The organism is Pseudomonas morbosilactucae, from assembly GCF_023241715.1.
Classification (GTDB): domain Bacteria; phylum Pseudomonadota; class Gammaproteobacteria; order Pseudomonadales; family Pseudomonadaceae; genus Aquipseudomonas; species Aquipseudomonas morbosilactucae.
In genome coordinates, this window is record NZ_JALQCW010000056.1 from 15,060 (window position 1) to 32,270 (window position 17,211).

The 17,211-nt window shown below is 63.8% G+C and carries 17 protein-coding genes; 15 read left to right on the top strand and 2 right to left on the bottom strand.

Translation table 11 applies throughout. The features are described 5' to 3' along the window. The first annotated feature begins 43 nt into the window (after positions 1-43). The 9 genes from M1B34_RS20375 to M1B34_RS20415 all read left to right on the top strand — a co-directional run bounded on the left by M1B34_RS20375 (position 44) and on the right by M1B34_RS20415 (position 7,844). Positions 44-790 carry an amino acid ABC transporter permease gene (locus M1B34_RS20375; RefSeq protein ID WP_123328693.1) on the top strand — a complete coding sequence of 249 codons (747 nt, stop codon included), beginning with the start codon at positions 44-46 and terminating at the stop codon, positions 788-790. After that, entirely contained in the window at positions 790-1,461 is a 672-nt protein-coding gene (locus tag M1B34_RS20380) for an amino acid ABC transporter permease (protein WP_123328694.1), read from the top strand. Before M1B34_RS20375 ends, M1B34_RS20380 begins: the two co-directional genes overlap by 1 nt. Beyond that, positions 1,458-2,192, top strand: a complete 735-nt coding sequence (locus M1B34_RS20385; RefSeq protein ID WP_060753935.1) for an amino acid ABC transporter ATP-binding protein — start codon at positions 1,458-1,460, stop codon at positions 2,190-2,192. The genes M1B34_RS20380 and M1B34_RS20385 overlap by 4 nt, the downstream gene beginning before the upstream one ends. Positions 2,193-2,326: 134 nt before the next feature. Continuing rightward, positions 2,327-4,228, top strand: a complete 1,902-nt coding sequence (gene aauS, locus M1B34_RS20390; protein WP_123328695.1) for a two-component sensor histidine kinase AauS — start codon at positions 2,327-2,329, stop codon at positions 4,226-4,228. Next, on the top strand, positions 4,225-5,550 hold the full coding sequence (gene aauR / locus M1B34_RS20395) for a two-component response regulator AauR (protein ID WP_123328696.1): 1,326 nt from the start codon (positions 4,225-4,227) through the stop codon (positions 5,548-5,550). The genes aauS and aauR overlap by 4 nt, the downstream gene beginning before the upstream one ends. Before the next feature lie 26 nt (positions 5,551-5,576). Next, positions 5,577-5,906, top strand: coding sequence for a GlpM family protein (locus M1B34_RS20400; protein WP_185039104.1), 330 nt, complete (start codon positions 5,577-5,579; stop codon positions 5,904-5,906). A gap of 214 nt (positions 5,907-6,120) precedes the next feature. Next, positions 6,121-7,041, top strand: coding sequence for an arginase family protein (locus M1B34_RS20405; protein ID WP_268266075.1), 921 nt, complete (start codon positions 6,121-6,123; stop codon positions 7,039-7,041). Continuing rightward, entirely contained in the window at positions 7,038-7,412 is a 375-nt protein-coding gene (locus M1B34_RS20410) for a DMT family transporter (protein ID WP_268266076.1), read from the top strand. Before M1B34_RS20405 ends, M1B34_RS20410 begins: the two co-directional genes overlap by 4 nt. Positions 7,413-7,442: 30 nt before the next feature. Beyond that, positions 7,443-7,844 carry an EamA family transporter gene (locus M1B34_RS20415; protein ID WP_268266077.1) on the top strand — a complete coding sequence of 134 codons (402 nt, stop codon included), beginning with the start codon at positions 7,443-7,445 and terminating at the stop codon, positions 7,842-7,844. An 18-nt stretch (positions 7,845-7,862) separates the two neighbouring features. Here the strand turns inward: M1B34_RS20415 and M1B34_RS20420 are convergent, their stop codons facing one another. After that, a complete protein-coding gene (locus M1B34_RS20420; protein ID WP_268266078.1) occupies positions 7,863-8,633 on the bottom strand; it encodes a MipA/OmpV family protein in 771 nt (256 codons plus the stop codon). Positions 8,634-8,878: 245 nt separating this feature from the next. On the opposite strand from M1B34_RS20420, the gene M1B34_RS20425 reads away from it, so the two are divergent. From M1B34_RS20425 to M1B34_RS20450, 6 genes are read left to right on the top strand one after another with little or no spacing between them, the layout of a single operon-like run. Continuing rightward, complete coding sequence (locus M1B34_RS20425) at positions 8,879-9,574, top strand: MtnX-like HAD-IB family phosphatase (protein ID WP_123328702.1); 696 nt, start codon at positions 8,879-8,881, stop codon at positions 9,572-9,574. Continuing rightward, on the top strand, positions 9,567-10,961 hold the full coding sequence (locus M1B34_RS20430; protein WP_123328703.1) for an aspartate aminotransferase family protein: 1,395 nt from the start codon (positions 9,567-9,569) through the stop codon (positions 10,959-10,961). The genes M1B34_RS20425 and M1B34_RS20430 overlap by 8 nt, the downstream gene beginning before the upstream one ends. Further along, positions 10,958-11,824 carry an alpha/beta hydrolase gene (locus M1B34_RS20435; RefSeq protein ID WP_268266079.1) on the top strand — a complete coding sequence of 289 codons (867 nt, stop codon included), beginning with the start codon at positions 10,958-10,960 and terminating at the stop codon, positions 11,822-11,824. The genes M1B34_RS20430 and M1B34_RS20435 overlap by 4 nt, the downstream gene beginning before the upstream one ends. Before the next feature lie 29 nt (positions 11,825-11,853). After that, positions 11,854-12,981 (top strand): GNAT family N-acetyltransferase, encoded by a 1,128-nt coding sequence (locus M1B34_RS20440; RefSeq protein WP_268266080.1) that lies wholly within the window; start codon positions 11,854-11,856, stop codon positions 12,979-12,981. Then, complete coding sequence (locus tag M1B34_RS20445) at positions 12,978-14,750, top strand: sensor histidine kinase (RefSeq protein ID WP_268266081.1); 1,773 nt, start codon at positions 12,978-12,980, stop codon at positions 14,748-14,750. The genes M1B34_RS20440 and M1B34_RS20445 overlap by 4 nt, the downstream gene beginning before the upstream one ends. Next, a complete protein-coding gene (locus M1B34_RS20450) occupies positions 14,740-16,140 on the top strand; it encodes a sigma-54-dependent transcriptional regulator (RefSeq protein ID WP_268266082.1) in 1,401 nt (466 codons plus the stop codon). Before M1B34_RS20445 ends, M1B34_RS20450 begins: the two co-directional genes overlap by 11 nt. Before the next feature lie 34 nt (positions 16,141-16,174). Here M1B34_RS20450 and M1B34_RS20455 read toward each other — a convergent pair whose 3' ends face one another. Continuing rightward, positions 16,175-17,209: an alpha/beta fold hydrolase gene (locus M1B34_RS20455; protein ID WP_268266083.1), complete on the bottom strand. Its 1,035-nt coding sequence runs from the start codon at positions 17,207-17,209 to the stop codon at positions 16,175-16,177. Positions 17,210-17,211: the final 2 nt, after the last annotated feature.

Sequence of the window (17,211 nt, forward strand, 5' to 3'; positions counted from 1 at the left end):
CAGGCGGGTGCTTGTACATCGATCGATCAGAGGGGAGACCCTAATGAATTACAACTGGGACTGGGGCGTGTTCTTCAAGTCCACCGGCGTGGGCAGCGAGACTTATCTCGACTGGTTCATTTCCGGTTTGGGCTGGACCATCGGCATTGCCGTGGTGGCCTGGATCGTCGCGCTGATTCTGGGCTCGGTGCTCGGTGTCATGCGTACCGTACCGAACCGCCTGGTATCGGGCATCGCGACGGTGTACGTGGAAATTTTCCGTAACGTGCCGCTGCTGGTTCAGCTGTTCATCTGGTACTTCCTGGTACCGGACCTGCTGCCGGAGAACCTGCAGGAGTGGTACAAGCAGGACCTCAACCCGACCACCTCGGCCTACCTGAGCGTTGTCGTGTGTCTGGGCCTGTTCACCGCCGCCCGGGTTTGCGAACAAGTGCGTACCGGCATCCAGGCACTGCCTCGGGGCCAGGAATCCGCGGCCCGCGCCATGGGCTTCAAGCTGCCGCAGATCTACTGGAATGTGCTGCTGCCCCAGGCCTACCGGATCATCATTCCGCCGCTTACCTCGGAATTCCTCAACGTGTTCAAGAACTCCTCCGTGGCGTCCTTGATCGGCTTGATGGAACTGCTGGCCCAAACCAAACAGACCGCCGAGTTCTCGGCCAACCTGTTTGAAGCCTTCACCCTGGCCACACTGATCTACTTCACCCTGAACATGAGCCTGATGCTCCTGATGCGTGTGGTAGAGAAGAAAGTTGCCGTACCCGGCCTGATCTCCGTGGGGGGCAAATAATGGAATTCGATTTCAGCGGCATCATCCCCGCCATTCCTGGCTTGTGGAACGGCATGGTCATGACCTTGAAGCTGATGGTCATGGGCGTGGTCGGCGGCATCGTGCTGGGTACCATCCTGGCCCTGATGCGCCTGTCGTCCAGCAAACTGCTGTCCCGCGTGGCCGGCGCCTATGTGAACTACTTCCGTTCGATCCCGCTGCTGCTGGTGATCACCTGGTTCTACCTGGCGGTGCCGTTCGTACTGCGCTGGATCACCGGCGAAGACACCCCGATCGGTGCGTTCACCTCCTGTGTCGTGGCCTTCATGATGTTCGAGGCGGCGTACTTCTGTGAGATCGTGCGGGCCGGCGTGCAGTCGATCCCCAAGGGCCAGATGGCGGCTGCACAAGCCATGGGCATGTCCTACGGCCAGACCATGCGCCTGATCATCCTGCCCCAGGCCTTCCGCAAGATGACCCCGCTGCTGCTGCAGCAGAGCATCATCCTGTTCCAGGACACTTCGCTGGTCTACACCGTGGGCCTGGTGGATTTCCTCAACGCCTCGCGCTCCAGCGGCGACATCATCGGCCGCTCCAATGAATTCCTGATCGTTGCCGGTCTGGTGTATTTCACAATCAGCTTTGCCGCCTCGCTGCTGGTCAAGCGTCTGCAAAAAAGGTTCGCCGTATGATCTCTATCAAAAACATCAACAAGTGGTATGGGGACTTCCAGGTGCTGACTGATTGCAGCACCGAGGTCAAAAAGGGTGAAGTGATCGTGGTGTGCGGGCCGTCCGGCTCGGGCAAGTCCACCCTGATCAAATGCGTCAACGCCCTGGAGCCGTTCCAGAAAGGCGACATCGTGGTCGATGGCACATCGATCGCCGACCCGAAGACCAACCTGCCGAAACTGCGTTCGCGCGTGGGCATGGTGTTCCAGCATTTCGAACTGTTCCCGCACCTGACCATCACCGAAAACCTGACCATCGCGCAGATCAAGGTCCTGGGTCGCAGCAAGGAAGAAGCCACCAAGAAGGGCCTGCAACTGCTGGACCGTGTCGGCCTTTCCGCCCACGCCCACAAGCACCCGGGGCAACTGTCCGGTGGCCAGCAACAGCGTGTGGCGATTGCCCGCGCCCTGGCCATGGACCCGATCGTCATGCTGTTCGACGAACCGACCTCGGCGCTCGACCCGGAGATGGTCAACGAAGTACTGGATGTCATGGTGCAACTGGCCCAGGAAGGCATGACCATGATGTGCGTGACCCACGAAATGGGCTTCGCCCGTAAAGTGGCCGACCGCGTGATCTTTATGGACGCCGGCAAGATCATCGAAGACTGCCCGAAAGAGGAATTCTTCGGCGACATCAGTGCCCGCTCCGAACGTGCCCAGCACTTCCTCGAGAAGATCCTGCAGCACTAAACCTGTGCTCTTGTAGGAGCTGGCTTGCCAGCGATGGGGCCGCCGAGCGGGCTCCCCTATCGCCAGCAACGCGTCCATCGCCGGCCAGCCGGCTTCTACAGGCATCGCGCAGTGGTTGACCCAAGGCATCTGTGATGAAATGCGACCCCAATCTCTATCGCGCCGCGCCGCCATCACTCGCCGTGAAACCCCGTCTGATCCGCCACCTGTTCCTGCCGCCCCTGGTCATTCTGTTGATGATCGGCCTGGGTTATGCCGGCTTCCTGATCAGTGAGCACTACGGCATCCGCACCCTCAGCGAAAATGGCGAACGCCAGCTGGAACTCCACGCACGCGCAGTGGAAAGCGAGATCAGCAAATACACCTACCTGCCCAGCCTTCTGGAACTGGAATCCAGTGTTTCCAGACTGCTGGACGACCCGACCCCGGAGCACCGGCAAACGGTCAACGATTACCTTGAAGGCCTGAACCGGCGCAGCCGCAGCCGGGCCATCTACGTCATGGACACCACCGGCCGCGTACTGGCCACCAGCAACTGGCGCGACGTCGACAGCTACCTCGGTGAAGACCTGTCCTTCCGGGCCTATTTCCAAAACGCCGTGCGCGGCCAGGCTGGGCGTTTCTACGGCATCGGCAGCACCAATGGCGAACCCGGCTACTACCTGGCCCATGGCTTGGAAGAGCAAGGCAAGATCATTGGCGTGGCCGTGGTCAAGGTCCGCCTCGAAGCCCTGGAAGAACGTTGGCAGCGGGCGCGCCTGGAAGCCTTCGTCAGCGACGAAAACGGCATCATCATCCTGTCCAGCGACCCGGCGCGGCGCCTCAAGTCCGTGCGCCCCCTGAGCGATGAAACCAAGGAGCGCCTGGCCCGCAGCCTGCAGTACTACTGGTTCCCCCTCAACGAACTGCAACCCCTGGCCCGCGAACGCCTGGCCGAAGGCGTGGAGAAGCTGACCTTTCCTGCCAACAGCGAGCTGGTGTCCGATGAACAGGAAGTCAGCTACCTGTCCCAGACCCGGCCCCTGAGCGACACACCGTGGAACTTCACCCTGCTCACGCCGCTGCAGGACCTGCGTCGCGAGGCGGCCAACCAGGGCATCCTGGTGGCGGTGGCCTTTGCCCTGGTGGCGTTCCTGCTGATTGCCTGGAATGAACGGCGCAAGGTCCTGGCCACCCGCCTCGCCGCCCGGGAAGCCCTGCAAGAAGCCAACAGCCTGCTGGAGCGGCGGATCACCGAGCGCACCGCCGACCTGCGGGCCAGCAACGAACGGCTCAAGGGGCAGATCCGCGAACGTCGCCAGGCCGAAGAAACCCTCCGTCGGGCCCAGGACGAACTGGTCCAGGCCGGCAAGCTGGCGGCCATCGGTCAGATGTCCACCAGCATCGCCCATGAACTGAACCAGCCCCTGGCGGCCTTGCGTACCTTGTCAGGCAACACCGTGCGCTTCCTCGAACGGGGCGCCCTGGACACCGCCAGCGCCAACCTCAAGACCATCAACGAACTGATCGACCGCATGGGCCGCATCACCGCCAGCCTGCGCTCCTTCGCCCGACGGGGTGACGATCAGGGCGAAGCCAGCCTGGGCAAGGCGGTGGACGCCGCCTTGCAACTGCTCAACGGCCGCCTGGAACCCCTGCCCCTGCAACTGCATCGCGACTTCAGCGACCAGCCGCTGCAGATCGACCAGACCCGCCTGGAGCAGATCCTCGTCAACCTGCTGGGCAACGCCCTGGATGCCATGCAAGCCCAGCCCCAGCCCGAGTTGTGGCTGGAGGGCGAGATGCTGGACGGTAAATACCGCCTGCGGGTCCGTGACAACGGTCATGGCATCGACCCCGAGGCGCGCAAGCACCTGTTCGAACCGTTCTTCACCACCAAACCCGGGGAACAGGGCCTGGGGCTGGGCCTGACCCTGTCCGCCAGCCTGGCCGCCGCTGCCGGCGGCAACCTGGGGGTGGAACACCCGGCAAGCGGCGGCACCGCCTTTGTCCTCAGCTTGCCCCTGGTAAGCCCCACTCGAGCCGAGCCGATATGAACAACGAGCTTACTGTGCTGATCGTCGAAGACGACCCCCATGTGCTGCTGGGTTGCCAACAGGCCCTGGCCTTGGAGGACATCCCCTGCATCGGCGTGGGCAGCGCCGAAGAAGCGCTGGCCCAGGTCGGCGACAACTTCCCCGGCATCGTGGTCAGCGACATCCGCCTGCCGGGCATCGACGGCCTGGAACTGCTGACCCGCCTCAAGGCGCGGGATCGCAGTCTGCCGGTGGTGCTGATTACCGGCCACGGCGACATTTCCATGGCCGTGGGCGCGATGCAGAAAGGCGCCTACGACTTCATGGAAAAACCCTTTTCCCCCGAGCGCCTGGTGGACGTCGCCCGCCGCGCCCTGGAACAACGGGGCCTGGCTCGGGAAGTGACCTCGTTGCGCCGCCAACTGGCCGAGCGCGATTCCCTGGAAGGTCGGATCATCGGCCGCTCGCCGGCCATGCAGAACCTCCGGGAGCTGATCGCCAACGTCGCCGACACCTCGGCCAACGTGCTGATCGAAGGCGAGACCGGTACCGGTAAGGAACTGGTCGCCCGCTGCTTGCACGACTTCAGCCGTCGCCACAGCCATCAGTTTGTGGCGCTGAACTGCGGCGGCCTGCCGGAGAACCTGTTCGAAAGCGAAATTTTCGGCCATGAAGCCAACGCCTTCACCGGCGCCGGCAAGCGACGGATCGGCAAGATCGAGCATGCCCACGAAGGCACGCTGTTCCTCGATGAAGTGGAAAGCATGCCCATCAACCTGCAGATCAAGCTGCTGCGGGTGTTGCAGGAGCGCACCCTGGAACGCCTGGGCTCGAACCAGAGCGTGGCCGTGGACTGCCGGGTGATTGCCGCCACCAAGTTCGACCTCGACGAACTGGGCCGGGCCAACCAGTTCCGCAGCGACCTGTACTACCGCCTCAATGTGGTGACTCTGGAGCTGCCGCCGTTGCGCGAGCGCCGCGAGGACATCCTGCAACTGTTCGAACACTTCCTCCAGCAGTCGTCCCTGCGCTTCGATCGCACGCCGCCCGAGCTGGACAACCAGACCGTGTCGACCCTCATGAGCCACGACTGGCCGGGCAACGTGCGTGAGTTGCGCAACGTCGCCGAACGCTTCGCCCTGGGCCTGCCGGCGTTCAAGAAATCCGGCAGCCAGGCAGCGCAAGGGCTGGGCTTTGCCGAGGCGGTGGAGGCCTTCGAACGCAACCTGTTGAACGATGCCTTGCAACGCAGCGGCGGCAACCTGACCCAGGCCAGCCAGGAACTGGGCATGGCCAAGACCACGCTGTTCGACAAGGTCAAGAAGTACGGCCTGAGCCACTAACCCAAGGCGAGTCATTCATGGATCTATTGTTAAAGGCCGCCCTGGGCGCGGCGGTGGTACTGATTCTGGCGGCCCTGGCCAAGACCCGGAATTACTACATCGCCGGCCTGGTGCCGCTGTTCCCGACCTTCGCCCTGATCGCCCACTACATCGTCGGCAAGGGCCGTTCAGTCGATGACCTGAAGACCACCATCGTCTTCGGCATGTGGTCGATCATTCCCTACTTCGTCTACCTGGCCACCCTCTACGTGATGGTCGACCGCCTGCGCCTGGAAGCCTCCCTGGCCGTGGCCGCCGTGGCCTGGCTGATGGCCGCCAGCGTCCTCGTCAGCGTCTGGGTCCGCGTCCACGCCTGAGCCGACGCCCCCACCGCACGCCCTGTAGGTGCTGGCTTGCCGGCGATGCGTTGCTTCAGGAACGCCGTGCCTTGCGCCAGCAAGCTGGCGCCTACCAGGTGCTGCCCTTGGCTCCTGGCCCGGGCCTTGCATTTACCCCAAAAAGCCCGGCCAGCCTGCGTCTTAGCTTGATTGCGCAGTTTTCTGGAGGGCGCTGCCAGGGGTAAATCACACGTTGAACATTCTCGATCTCGACCACAGCCTCACCGCCCAGGACGCCGTCAGCCGACGCTTGGCCAACGGCCAGGCCCGGTGCCTGGACCTGCTGGACCTGGGTCCCAAACTGCGGCTCTGGTCCAGCGAACGGACCTACCGCCGCTTCAGCGAACGCCTGGCCCGGCGCCCGGAACACCAAGGGCCACGGCCGGAAATCTTCTTTGTCGGCTCCGGTGACTACCACCACCTGACCCCGGCCTTTCTCGCTGACCTCAAAGAGCCGATCAGCCTGATCCACTTCGACAATCACCCCGACTGGGTACGTTTGGCGCCGCGGCGGCATTGCGGTTCGTGGGTCAACCGAGCCCTGAAGCTGCCGCAGATCCAGCGCATCGTCACCCTCGGCCCGTGCAGCGAAGACCTGGACAACCCGCAATTGCGCGGCGGCAACCTTGCGGCCCTCAAGCACGGCCGGTTGCAACTCTTCCCCTGGCAACACGCGCCGTCCAAGGTCTGGGGCCGAATCGGCGACGGCGCCGGGCATCGGCAACAGGAAAACCACCTGTATTGGCACAACCTGGCGCAGCAGGACTGGCCGGCGTTTCTCGCCCGGATGATCCACAGCCTGCCCACCGACGCGGTGTGGATCACCATCGACAAGGACGTGCTGGCCAGCCAGGACGCCGCCACCAACTGGGACCAGGGCGGCATGCGCCTGAGCCACCTGCTGCTGGCCCTGCGCAGCCTGGCAGCGAGCAAGCGCATCCTCGGCATCGATGTCTGTGGCGAGTTCGCCGCGCCGGCCTTCAGCAATGCCTTGAAGCGCTGGGAGGCCCGCTCCGACCAACCTCCCGCCGGACGCTGGAGCCCGGCCGACCTGGATCGCAACTCACAGACCAACGAAGCCCTGATGAGCCTGTTCGAGGAGCTGTTCCCGTGAGCCTGACCGTGGTCTTGCTGGTGGCCTTTTCCATCCTTCTGGATGTGCTCGGCCAACTCTGTTTCAAGCTGGGCCTGGACCGCCTGCCGGAGCTGGAGGGCGGCTTCCGCCTCAATGCTTTCTGGGGCCAAGTGTTCAATGCGCCGCTGTTGTGGGCGGGAATCGGCGCTTACAGCATCGAGTTTTTCGTCTGGCTCGAAGCCCTGTCTCGGGCGCCGCTGAGCCTGTTGTTTCCAGCGGCAGCCCTGGCCTATTGCGGCGTGGTGCTGGCGGGCAAGGTGATCCTGGGCGAGACCGTCAGCCGCCGCCGCTGGCTCGGTACCCTGGTCATTACCTTCGGCGTGATGCTGGTGTGCCTCGCTGGCCACTGAACCTCGATCCACCCTTGAAAGGAAGGTTTCATGCATTCCCATACCCAATACGGCTGGCTCCACGGGCGCCTCGGCACCCTGGTGCTCTGGGCCCTGCTGATCGGTTTTGAAAGCGCCGGCCAGATCGCCACCAAAGTCGGCGGCGATCAACTGGGGCAGATGGATTTCAATCTGCAATGGCTGGCTGCCGTGGCACTCAACCCTGGCGTGTGGCTGGCCATCGCTTGCTACATCTGCGCGTTTTTTGTGTGGATGCTGATTCTCCGGCGCAGCAGCCTGTCCCTGGCGTTCCCCTTGAGCTCCCTGGTGTTTGTGGTGGTGTTGCTCGGTTCCTGGCTGGGCCTGGGCGAGCAGATCAGCCCGCTGCACTGGGTCGGCGTGCTGGTGATTATCGGCGGGATCGCCTTGCTGGCAGAGGGCGAGGAAAGCTGAAGCTCGACAGGGCCAGGTTCAGAACTTGAAGCTGATGGCGGTCTGCACCTGGCCCTGATTGACCTCGCCCCGGTCGCGAACAATGCTGCTGTCCGCCGCAGACCCCGTGAGGTGGATCCAGCTGGCGCTGGTCATCAGCGACCAGTTGCCACCCAGGGGGATTTGCAGGTTCTGGGTCAGGGTCAGGTTCTGCAGGCCACCACTGGCGTTGTACTGGCCGATCCCCGAAGCCCGGGCCTCTTCGCGGCTGACGCCGAAAAACGTCTGGGTCTGGCGGCCGTCGGCGAAATGCGCGGTGAGGTTGTTGCTGCCGATGATGCCTGCGCCCAACGGATAACCGATCTCACCGCCAATGCGCCCCAGCACCCCGCCCTGCTGGTCGCCACCGGCCACGGCATGGCCCAGGGAGGCGAACACCCGCCAGTAATCGTCCGGCGCGTACTCCATGAAACCGCCGACATCGGCCATGTTCGGCACGTCCCGCAGCCCGCGCAGATCACCGTTGGCGTTACGGCCCGGCAAGTAGTTGATGTAGGGCCCGGCGCTGAACCCGTTGCCCTTGAGCCCTTCCCACGTCAGGCCGTCGTCGCTGTTGAGGCTGACGTCGCCCCAGTCCAGGTCCACATAGGGCAGCGGCACGCTGTCATAGCGGCTGCCGCTGGGGTCGTGGGGTTGATAGCCCAGGCCCAGCCCCACTTGGCCGTTGAGGCCGTCCTCGGCACAAGCCGCACCGGCAACGCTCAAGGCCAGCAGGCCGACAAGGAATACGGGGAGGGAGAACCGAGGCATGGGGGCGTTTCCTTGTCTGGACATGCGCGCATCAATCACCAGAGCGCCCCCTGCACGCAAGCACTGATGTTGTTTGTAGCGAGCTACAAAATTTGTAGCCCGGCCTCGCAAAAATCCCCTGCCCGCCCCTCCAAAGCCCAGCCCCGCTGGGCCGCGAGCACTTGGCACAGTCCCTGCTCTAGCGGTTGGGCAAGCGCCCACAGCGCTCCTCTCCAACAGGTAACGGCACCAACAGGTAACTGCAGATGATGCACTGGCATATCGTATGTGACTTCGACGGGACCATCTCCCGCACCGACGTGATCGATAACGTCCTCCAACGCTTTGCCGACCCCAGCTGGGAAAGCATCGAGCAGCAATGGCTGGACGGTCACATCGGCTCCCGGGAATGCCTCAGCCGCCAACTGGCCCTGGTCAAGGCCTCCCCGGCCGAGCTGCTGGGCTACTTCGACAGCGTCGACATCGACCCCGACTTCCCGGACTTCGTCGACCACGTGCTCGGCCTCGGCGCCTCCCTCGAGGTGGTCAGCGACGGCATCGAGCAAGGCATCGCGCGGATCCTTGCGCGGCACTACGTGACCCTGTTGCCGATCCTCGCCAACCGCTTGCGCCAGGTCGACCACAACAGCTGGCGCATCGATTTCCCCTACGCCAGCGATGCCTGTCGCGCCGCGTCCGGCAATTGCAAATGCAAGTCCACGCCCAAGGGCAAGCGCGTGCTGGTGATCGGCGACGGCCAATCGGACATGTGCGTGGCCGCCACCGCCGACTTCGTCTTCGCCAAGGACCGCCTGGCCGACTACTGCGAACGCAACGCGATTCCCCATGCACGGTTCGACACCTTCGCCGAACTGCCGGCGCTGCTGGCAAGACTGCCGAACAGCGCGGCCAACGCCACCCACTTCTCCCTTGAAACTCAGGAACGCTTCCACCATGTCTGATATCCGCATCGCCACCGCCGAAGACCAGGTCCTTCTGGAAAAAGAAGCCAAGTACTGCTCCTACGGCGACACCGTGCATTACATCGAACCCCCACGCATTTTCAGCCGCTGCGAGGGCTCCTACGTCTGGGACACCAGCGACCAGGCCTACCTCGACCTGCAGATGTGGTACTCGGCGGTCAACTTCGGCTACGCCAACCCACGCCTGAACAACGCCCTGAAGCAACAGATCGACACCCTGCCGCAAATCGCCAGCCAGTACCTGCACAAAGGCAAGATCGAGCTCTCGGAAATGATCGCCGTGGACGCCAAGAAAAAGTTCGGCCTCGACGGTCGCGTGCACTTCAACGTCGGCGGCTCCCAGTCCATCGAGGACTCGTTGAAAGTGGTGCGTAACGCCACCAACGGCAAGAGCCTGATGTTCGCCTTCGAGGGCGGCTACCACGGCCGCACTCTGGGCGCGTCGTCGATCACCTCCAGCTACCGCTACCGTCGCCGCTACGGCCACTTCGGCGAGCGTGCGCAGTTCATCCCGTTCCCCTACCACTTCCGCGGGCCCAAAGGCATGACCAAGGAAGAGTACGGCAGCCACTGCGTGCAGCAGTTCGCCCGGTTGTTCGAGACGGAATACAACGGCGTCTGGGACCCGAAAGTCGGCCAGAGCGAATACGCCGCCTTCTACGTCGAGCCGATCCAGGGCACCGGCGGCTACGTGATCCCGCCGATGAACTTCTACAGCGAGCTCAAGCACGTGCTGGACCAGCACGGCATCCTGATGGTGGTGGACGAAATCCAGATGGGCTTCTACCGCACGGGCAAGCTGTGGTCGATCGAGCACTTCGACGTCAAACCCGACGTGATCGTGTTCGGCAAGGCCCTGACCAACGGCCTCAACCCCCTGGGCGGCATCTGGGCCCGTGAAGAGCTGATCAACCCCAAGGTGTTCCCGCCGGGTTCGACCCACTCCACCTTCGCCTCCAACCCCCTGGGCACTGCGGTGGGCCTGGAGATGTTCAAGATGACCAGCGAGATCGACTACGGCGCGATGGTCATGGAAAAGGGCAAGTACTTCCTGGCCGGCCTGCAAGACCTGCAGAAGCGCTACCCGATCATCGGCGACGTGGACGGCCTGGGCCTGGCCCTGCGCTGCGAGATTTGCACCACCGACGGTTTCACCCCGGACAAGGCGACCCTGGACTTTATGGTCGAGGAAGGCATGAAGGGCGACATCGAAATCAACGGCCAGCGCCTGGGCCTGATCCTCGATGTGGGCGGCTACTACAAGAACGTCATCACCCTGGCCCCGTCGCTGGAAATCAGCTACGCGGAAATCGACCTGGGCATCGCACTGCTCGACCGCCTGCTGCACCGGGCCATGCAACGATGAGCAGGGCTGGGATCGATCTGGGCGAAGGCGACGCCGGCTTCGTTCTCGGCACGGGGCCGGTCGGGGTCTTGTTGATCCACGGCCTGACCGGCACCCCGACGGAACTGCGTCGGGTGGCCCAGGGCCTGGCCAAGGACGGTACGTGCACCGTGTACGTACCGACCCTGCCCGGGCATTGCGGGGACAACAGCGACCTGCAGGCCACCGGCTGGCGGGACTGGTACGAAGGCGTGCGCAAGACCTTCGTCGGCATGCAGCAGCGTCACGAGCAAGTGTTCGTCGGCGGCCTGTCCATGGGCGCGGTGATGTCCATGTACCTGGCGTCCGAGCACCCGGGGCGGATCAGCGGCTTGCTGATGTATTCCACCACCCTCAAGTACGACGGCTGGAGCATCCACAAGCTGGCCTTCCTCACTCCGTTGCTGATGAAGATTCCCTTTGGCGTGCACATCTGCCGCTTCGAGGAAAAGCCGCCCTACGGCATCAAGAACGAGCGCCTGCGGGCCATTGTCGAGAAGCAGATGAAGGCGGGCGAAAGCAGCAACGCTGGGCTGCTGACCATGGAAGGCGTGACGGTGCGCGAGCTGCATCGGATGAACGCGGTGGTGAAAAAACGCATGCCGTCGATCACCACCCCGGCGCTGGTCCTGCACTCCCGCGAGGACGACATCACCAGCCGCTGGAACGCCGACTACGTGGAGCGCAGGCTCGGCGGCCCGGTGGTCAAGATCCTCCTCGACAACTGCTACCACATGATCACCGTGGACCTGCAATACCGCCGGGTGGTGGAGTTGAGCGCCGACTTCATCCAGCAGCGGACCCTCTCTGCCGCCCACCGCGACGACTATCGACAGTTGGCCTAGCGACCGTTGGCCCAGCTTAAGGACCCGATGTGATTACCGCCCATGCCTATTCCACTATCCAGGCCATCGAGCGCGGCGCCTGGAACGACTGTTTTCCCGGGGAGCTGGAGGATTGGGACTACTACCTGGCCGTGGAGCGATCCGCGATCGAGGGCTTCCAGTGGCGTTACCTGGCGCTGTACGAAGGCCCGACCCTGGTGGCCGTGGCACCGGCCTTCAGCACCCGCTACAGCCTCGACACCACGATCCAGGGTCCTGGTAAACGCCTCACCGAACGCCTGCAACAGTGGTGGCCGGGGGCATTGCAACTGCGCCTGTACGCCTTGGGTTCGCCGGTGGCCGAGCATTGCCACGCCGGCATCGCCAGCCACGTTGCAGCGCAGCGCCGTCCGGCCCTGCTGGAACAGTTGCTGCACCTGGCCCGCCAGGATGCCGAGCAAATGGGCATCGGCCTGTTGGCGGTCAAGGACGCCCCCGGTCACGACGAAGGCTGGGCCGCCAGTTGCCGGGCTGCCGGCCTGAACGTCATGCCGAGCCTGCCCAGCGCCCTGCTGCCGGTGCCCTTTGCCTCCATCGACGCCTACCTGGGCACCCTGGGCAAATCCACCCGCAAGGACCTGCGACGCACACTTCGCGCACCGGGGCCACGCATCGAATGGCGGCGCACCATCGACGATGTGCTGCCCGAAATCATGCGCCTCTACGAAGCCACCCTGGCCCGCAGCGACCTGCAGTTCGAACGCCTGCCGGCGGACTACTTCACCGGCGTGCTCGAACAGCTCCAGGAGCGCGCAGCCTGCGTGCTGTACTGGGTCGACGAGCAATTGGTGGCGTTCAACCTGGTTCTGCTTGACCGCCACCGGCTGATCGATAAATTCTTCGCCCACGATCTCGACATCAGCCGCGACCACAACCTCTACGTGCGCAGCTGGCTGGCCAATGTCGACTACTGTATTGCACACAAGATCGGGCGCTATGAGTGCGGCCAGGCCGGTTATGCCAGTAAGCTGCGGCTGGGTTGTTCGTTCAGCGCCAACCAGCTGTTTTTTCGCCACCGCAATCCGCTGCTCAACACCCTGCTCAAGCTTGTTAAACGGTGGGTCCGACCGGATCGGTCCGACCCCGCCCTGGCTGCTGCAATAAGCGAACGTTCATGACCCGAAAAGACCGCCGTGCCACCCGCCCCTTCGCCATTTCCCGCTGGAGCCTGCAGCGCAAGCTGGTCCTCGCGTTCTGGCTGGTCAGCGTGATCCCCACGATGATCGCGGCCGAGCTGGCGGCCGCCACCCTGTCGGAGATTTTCGACAGTAACGTGCGCATCTGGCTGCAGGAATCGACCAAGATCGTCGAGGATGAAATCAGCGAAATCATTCATGACAACAGCCGCGTCGCCCAGCTGTTCCTGCGCTATGCCCGCCCGCCCGGCGACCGCAACAGCGCCCGGCACGACAAGCTCACCGCCGACATCGCCGACGCCCTGGGCATCGACGTGGTGGCGCTGATCCGCAAAAGCGACCACAAGGTGGTGTTCAGCACCGCCCCCGACAACATCGTCGGGCAGATCAGCACCGACTCCCACGCGCTGCTGCAGACCTTGCAGGTCGCCGGCGTACCCACCGGCGCGGTGGTTTCGACCTTTGAAACCACCCTGGAGGGTGTCGACTACCAACTGCTGATTACCACCTACCTGGATGCCAGCTTCCTCACCAGCGTGGCCGACGTGCACTCCCTGGACCTGCGCCTGTACCTGGCCAAGGCCGACAACTTTTCGGAAATCTTCGCCACCCAGCGCTTCGAGGACCACCCGCAGCAGGTGCCGGAAAAAATCGAGCAGATCCTGCGCACCACTCACCAGCCCATGGAGCAATTCACCAGCCGCTACAGCGGGCTCTATCGGCCGATCCTGAATGACAACGGTGACCTGGTCGGGGTGATTTTCAGCGGCCTGCTGCGCCACAGCAGCCTGGTGGGGCTGGTCAACCAGAGCAACCTGTTCATCCTGATTTTCCTCCTCAGTTCAGCGGCGTCCCTGAGTGTCGGCTGGCTGGTTTCGCAACGCCTGACCCGGCCCTTGCGCGGCCTGTCCATGGGCGTCCAGGCAGTGACCGCCGGCGACTATCGGCAACGGGTGCCGGTGAGCGGCGGCGACGAGCTGGCGGAACTGAGCAGCACCTTCAACCACATGAGCGAGCGCCTCGGCGAACTGCAGCACCTGGAAGCCCAGTTGCGCCGCCGTGACCGCCTGCACGCCCTGGGGGAAGTGGCCATGGGCCTGGCCCATGAAATCCGCAACCCCTTGGGCATCATCAAGACCGCCACCCAACTGCTGCACCGGCGCGTCGACCTGCCCGAGAACGACAAGCGCCACCTGGAATACGTGATCAGCGAAGTCAGCCGCATCAATGACCTGATCACCGACTTTCTGGATTTCGCCAAACCCAGCGCACCGATCCGCGCGACCCAGGCGGCGCGGCCCTTGGTGGAAGAACTGCTGGGCTTCTGTGCCCCGGAACTGGCCAGCCACAACATCGACGCCCAACTCGACGACCAGGCCCCCGGCGCCACTCTGCACGCCGATGCCCGACAACTGAAGCAGGCCTGTCTGAACCTGATCCTCAATGCCATCGATGCCATGCCCGAAGGCGGACGCCTGACCCTGGGCATCGCCCAACAAGGCAACAACACCGTGATCAGCGTCAGCGACACCGGCCAGGGCATCGAGGCGGACATGCTTGAGCGTATCTTCACCCCGTTCGTCACCACCAAGGCGTCGGGCACCGGCCTGGGCCTGGCCAAGGTTTTCTCTATCATGGAAAGCCACGACGGCCACGTCGAATGCAGCAGCGAAAAAGATGCCGGCGCCACCTTCAGCCTGTACATTCCGGCCAACGGTGAAGAGCACGACGAGGACACTGATGACGCATAACCTGCTGGTGGTCGATGACGAACCCAAACTTTGCGACCTGCTGTCCTCGGCCCTGAGCCAGAACGGCGTGCAGGTGTTCACGGCCAGCAACGGCCTGCACGCGCTCAAGGTGCTGGAGCAGGAAGAGATCGACCTGGTGATCAGCGACTGGCGCATGCCGGGCATGGACGGGCCGCAGTTGCTGGCCGAGATCAAGCAGCGCTACCCGAGCCTGCCGGTGATTGTGATGACCGCCTACAGCACGGTGAAGAACGCCGTGCAGTCCATGCGCAATGGCGCCTTCGACTACATTGCCAAACCCTTCGACATCGACGAACTGGACATCACCGTCAGCAAGGCCCTGCAGTTTCGCGACATCCTCAAAGACAACCAGCGCATGCGCGCCGAGCTCGACGAACATCGGCAGATCGACAGCCTGGTAGGCGACAGCCCGACCTTTCGCCGGGTGCTGCAGGCCGTGGACTCGGTGCGCGAAAGCAATGCCACCATCCTCTTGACCGGGGAAAGCGGCACCGGCAAGGAGATGGTCGCCCGGGCCATCCACCAGCACGGCAACCGCGCCGACAAACCCTTTGTCGCGGTCAATTGCGCGGCGATTCCCGAAGGCCTGCTGGAAAGCGAGATGTTCGGCCACCGCAAGGGGGCCTTCACCGGTGCCGTGGCGGACCGGGTCGGGCGGTTCCAGCAGGCGGACAAGGGCACCCTGTTCCTCGATGAAGTGGGGGATATGCCCCTGGCATTGCAGGCGAAAATTCTCCGCGCCTTGCAGGAGCGCGTGGTCGAGCCCGTGGGCGACCCAAGGGCGCGCAAGGTGGATGTACGGGTCATCGCCGCCACCAACAAGGACCTGCTGCAAGCGGTGGCCGACAAAACCTTTCGCGAAGACCTGTATTACCGCCTGAACGTGTTTCCCATTCCCCTGCCCGCCTTGCGTGAGCGCACGGAAGACATCGCGCCCCTGGCCCGGCACTTCGCCCACACCCTGGGCGCCACCGCCGGCAAGCGCCTGAGCGGTTTCAGCGCCGAAGCCTTGCGGGTCATGAGCGAGTACCGCTGGCCGGGCAATATCCGCGAACTGCAGAACTGTGTGGAGCGCGCGACCATCGTGGCCTCGGGCACGCAGATTGAAGAGTGCGACCTGCCGGGTTACCTGTTCTCCACCCCGGTCACGAGCGCCGAAGCCAGCACCGCGGCGCTGGGCACCTCGAACGCCGTGCCCAGCGACCTGGAAGCGGCCCTGGCCGAGGTGGAAAAAGCCTACATCCTCGCAGCCCTGCAACAGAGCCAGGGGGTGCAAGCCGCGGCGGCGCAGTTGATTGGCATCTCCGAACGCAGCTTCTGGTATCGCCTGAAAAAGTTGGGGATTCAGGTGGACAAGATCGTGCGTTGACTCGGTGTCGGCGCAATCGCCGGCAAGCCGGCGCCTACAGCAGATGGGGAGGCTGTGGTGGGTCGATCTGCGCCCAGTGGGAACGGTCCTCGCGATGGCTTTGCAGGTAAGGCAGCACTGCCGCCAGCAACGGCGCCTTGAAGGCTTCCTGGAAACGATGGGCCAGGCCCGGAATCAACTTCAATTGGCTGCCCTGGATATGGGCGGCCAAATGCACCCCGTGCATCACCGGCAACAACGGGTCGGCAGTGCCGTGGACCACCAGGGTCGGCACCCGCAGTTGATTGAGCAGCGCGACGCGGCTCGGTTCGGCGAGGATCGCCATGATCTGGCGCTTCACCCCTTCGGGATTGAACGCTCGGTCGTAGGACACTGCCGCCTGATGCAGCAGCGCCTGGCGATCGTCGGTGATCTGGGGGCTGCCCAGGGCCGCGAGCAAATCCGCCTGTTGCTCCAGGGCCACTTCGCGGTTGGGCGCGCCACGCCGCGACAGTAATTGCACCAGGGCCGCATTCGGCGCCGGCAGGCCTTCGGCACCGGAGCTGGTCATGATCAGCGTCAGGCTTTCCACCCGCTGCGGGGCCATGGCCGCCAGGTGCTGGGCGATCATGCCGCCCATGCTTGCCCCCAGGACATGGAACTGCTCGACCTGCAGGGCATCCATCAGGCCCAGTGCATCGTCGGCCATGTCCGTGAGGCTATAGGGTGCGGCCACCGGCAAGCCGAGCTTGTAGCGCAGCACTTCGAAGGTCAGGTTGGCGTTGATCGGCGCCTGGCGCCAGGTGGACAGGCCGACATCGCGATTGTCGTAACGGATCACCCGAAAACCCTGCTGGCAGAGGGCGACCACCACTTCGTCGGGCCAGTGGATCAGTTGCCCGCCCAGGCCCATGACCAACAACAGGGCGGGGTCCGAATCACGACCGATGCTCTGGTAAGCCAGGCTGACCTGCTGCAGATCCACGTGCTGGGTCGGCACATTGACGTCACAACGCGAGGCAGCAAAAGACAACTGGCCGAGCAATAGCCCGGCCAGCAAGATGGCAATGGAAAAAAATCGTACCCGCATGA

Bases quoted from the DNA above. Each gene is read 5' to 3' on its own strand.
- M1B34_RS20415 (WP_268266077.1), top strand. From the start codon at position 7,443: ATGCATTCCCATACCCAATACGGCTGGCTCCACGGGCGCCTCGGCACC.
- M1B34_RS20445 (WP_268266081.1), top strand. From the start codon at position 12,978: ATGACCCGAAAAGACCGCCGTGCCACCCGCCCCTTCGCCATTTCCCGC.
- M1B34_RS20385 (WP_060753935.1), top strand. From the start codon at position 1,458: ATGATCTCTATCAAAAACATCAACAAGTGGTATGGGGACTTCCAGGTG.
- aauR (WP_123328696.1), top strand. From the start codon at position 4,225: ATGAACAACGAGCTTACTGTGCTGATCGTCGAAGACGACCCCCATGTG.
- aauS (WP_123328695.1), top strand. From the start codon at position 2,327: ATGAAATGCGACCCCAATCTCTATCGCGCCGCGCCGCCATCACTCGCC.
- M1B34_RS20425 (WP_123328702.1), top strand. From the start codon at position 8,879: ATGATGCACTGGCATATCGTATGTGACTTCGACGGGACCATCTCCCGC.
- M1B34_RS20375 (WP_123328693.1), top strand. From the start codon at position 44: ATGAATTACAACTGGGACTGGGGCGTGTTCTTCAAGTCCACCGGCGTG.
- M1B34_RS20420 (WP_268266078.1), bottom strand. From the start codon at position 8,633: ATGCCTCGGTTCTCCCTCCCCGTATTCCTTGTCGGCCTGCTGGCCTTG.
- M1B34_RS20455 (WP_268266083.1), bottom strand. From the start codon at position 17,209: ATGCGGGTACGATTTTTTTCCATTGCCATCTTGCTGGCCGGGCTATTG.
- M1B34_RS20430 (WP_123328703.1), top strand. From the start codon at position 9,567: ATGTCTGATATCCGCATCGCCACCGCCGAAGACCAGGTCCTTCTGGAA.
- M1B34_RS20435 (WP_268266079.1), top strand. From the start codon at position 10,958: ATGAGCAGGGCTGGGATCGATCTGGGCGAAGGCGACGCCGGCTTCGTT.
- M1B34_RS20450 (WP_268266082.1), top strand. From the start codon at position 14,740: ATGACGCATAACCTGCTGGTGGTCGATGACGAACCCAAACTTTGCGAC.
- M1B34_RS20380 (WP_123328694.1), top strand. From the start codon at position 790: ATGGAATTCGATTTCAGCGGCATCATCCCCGCCATTCCTGGCTTGTGG.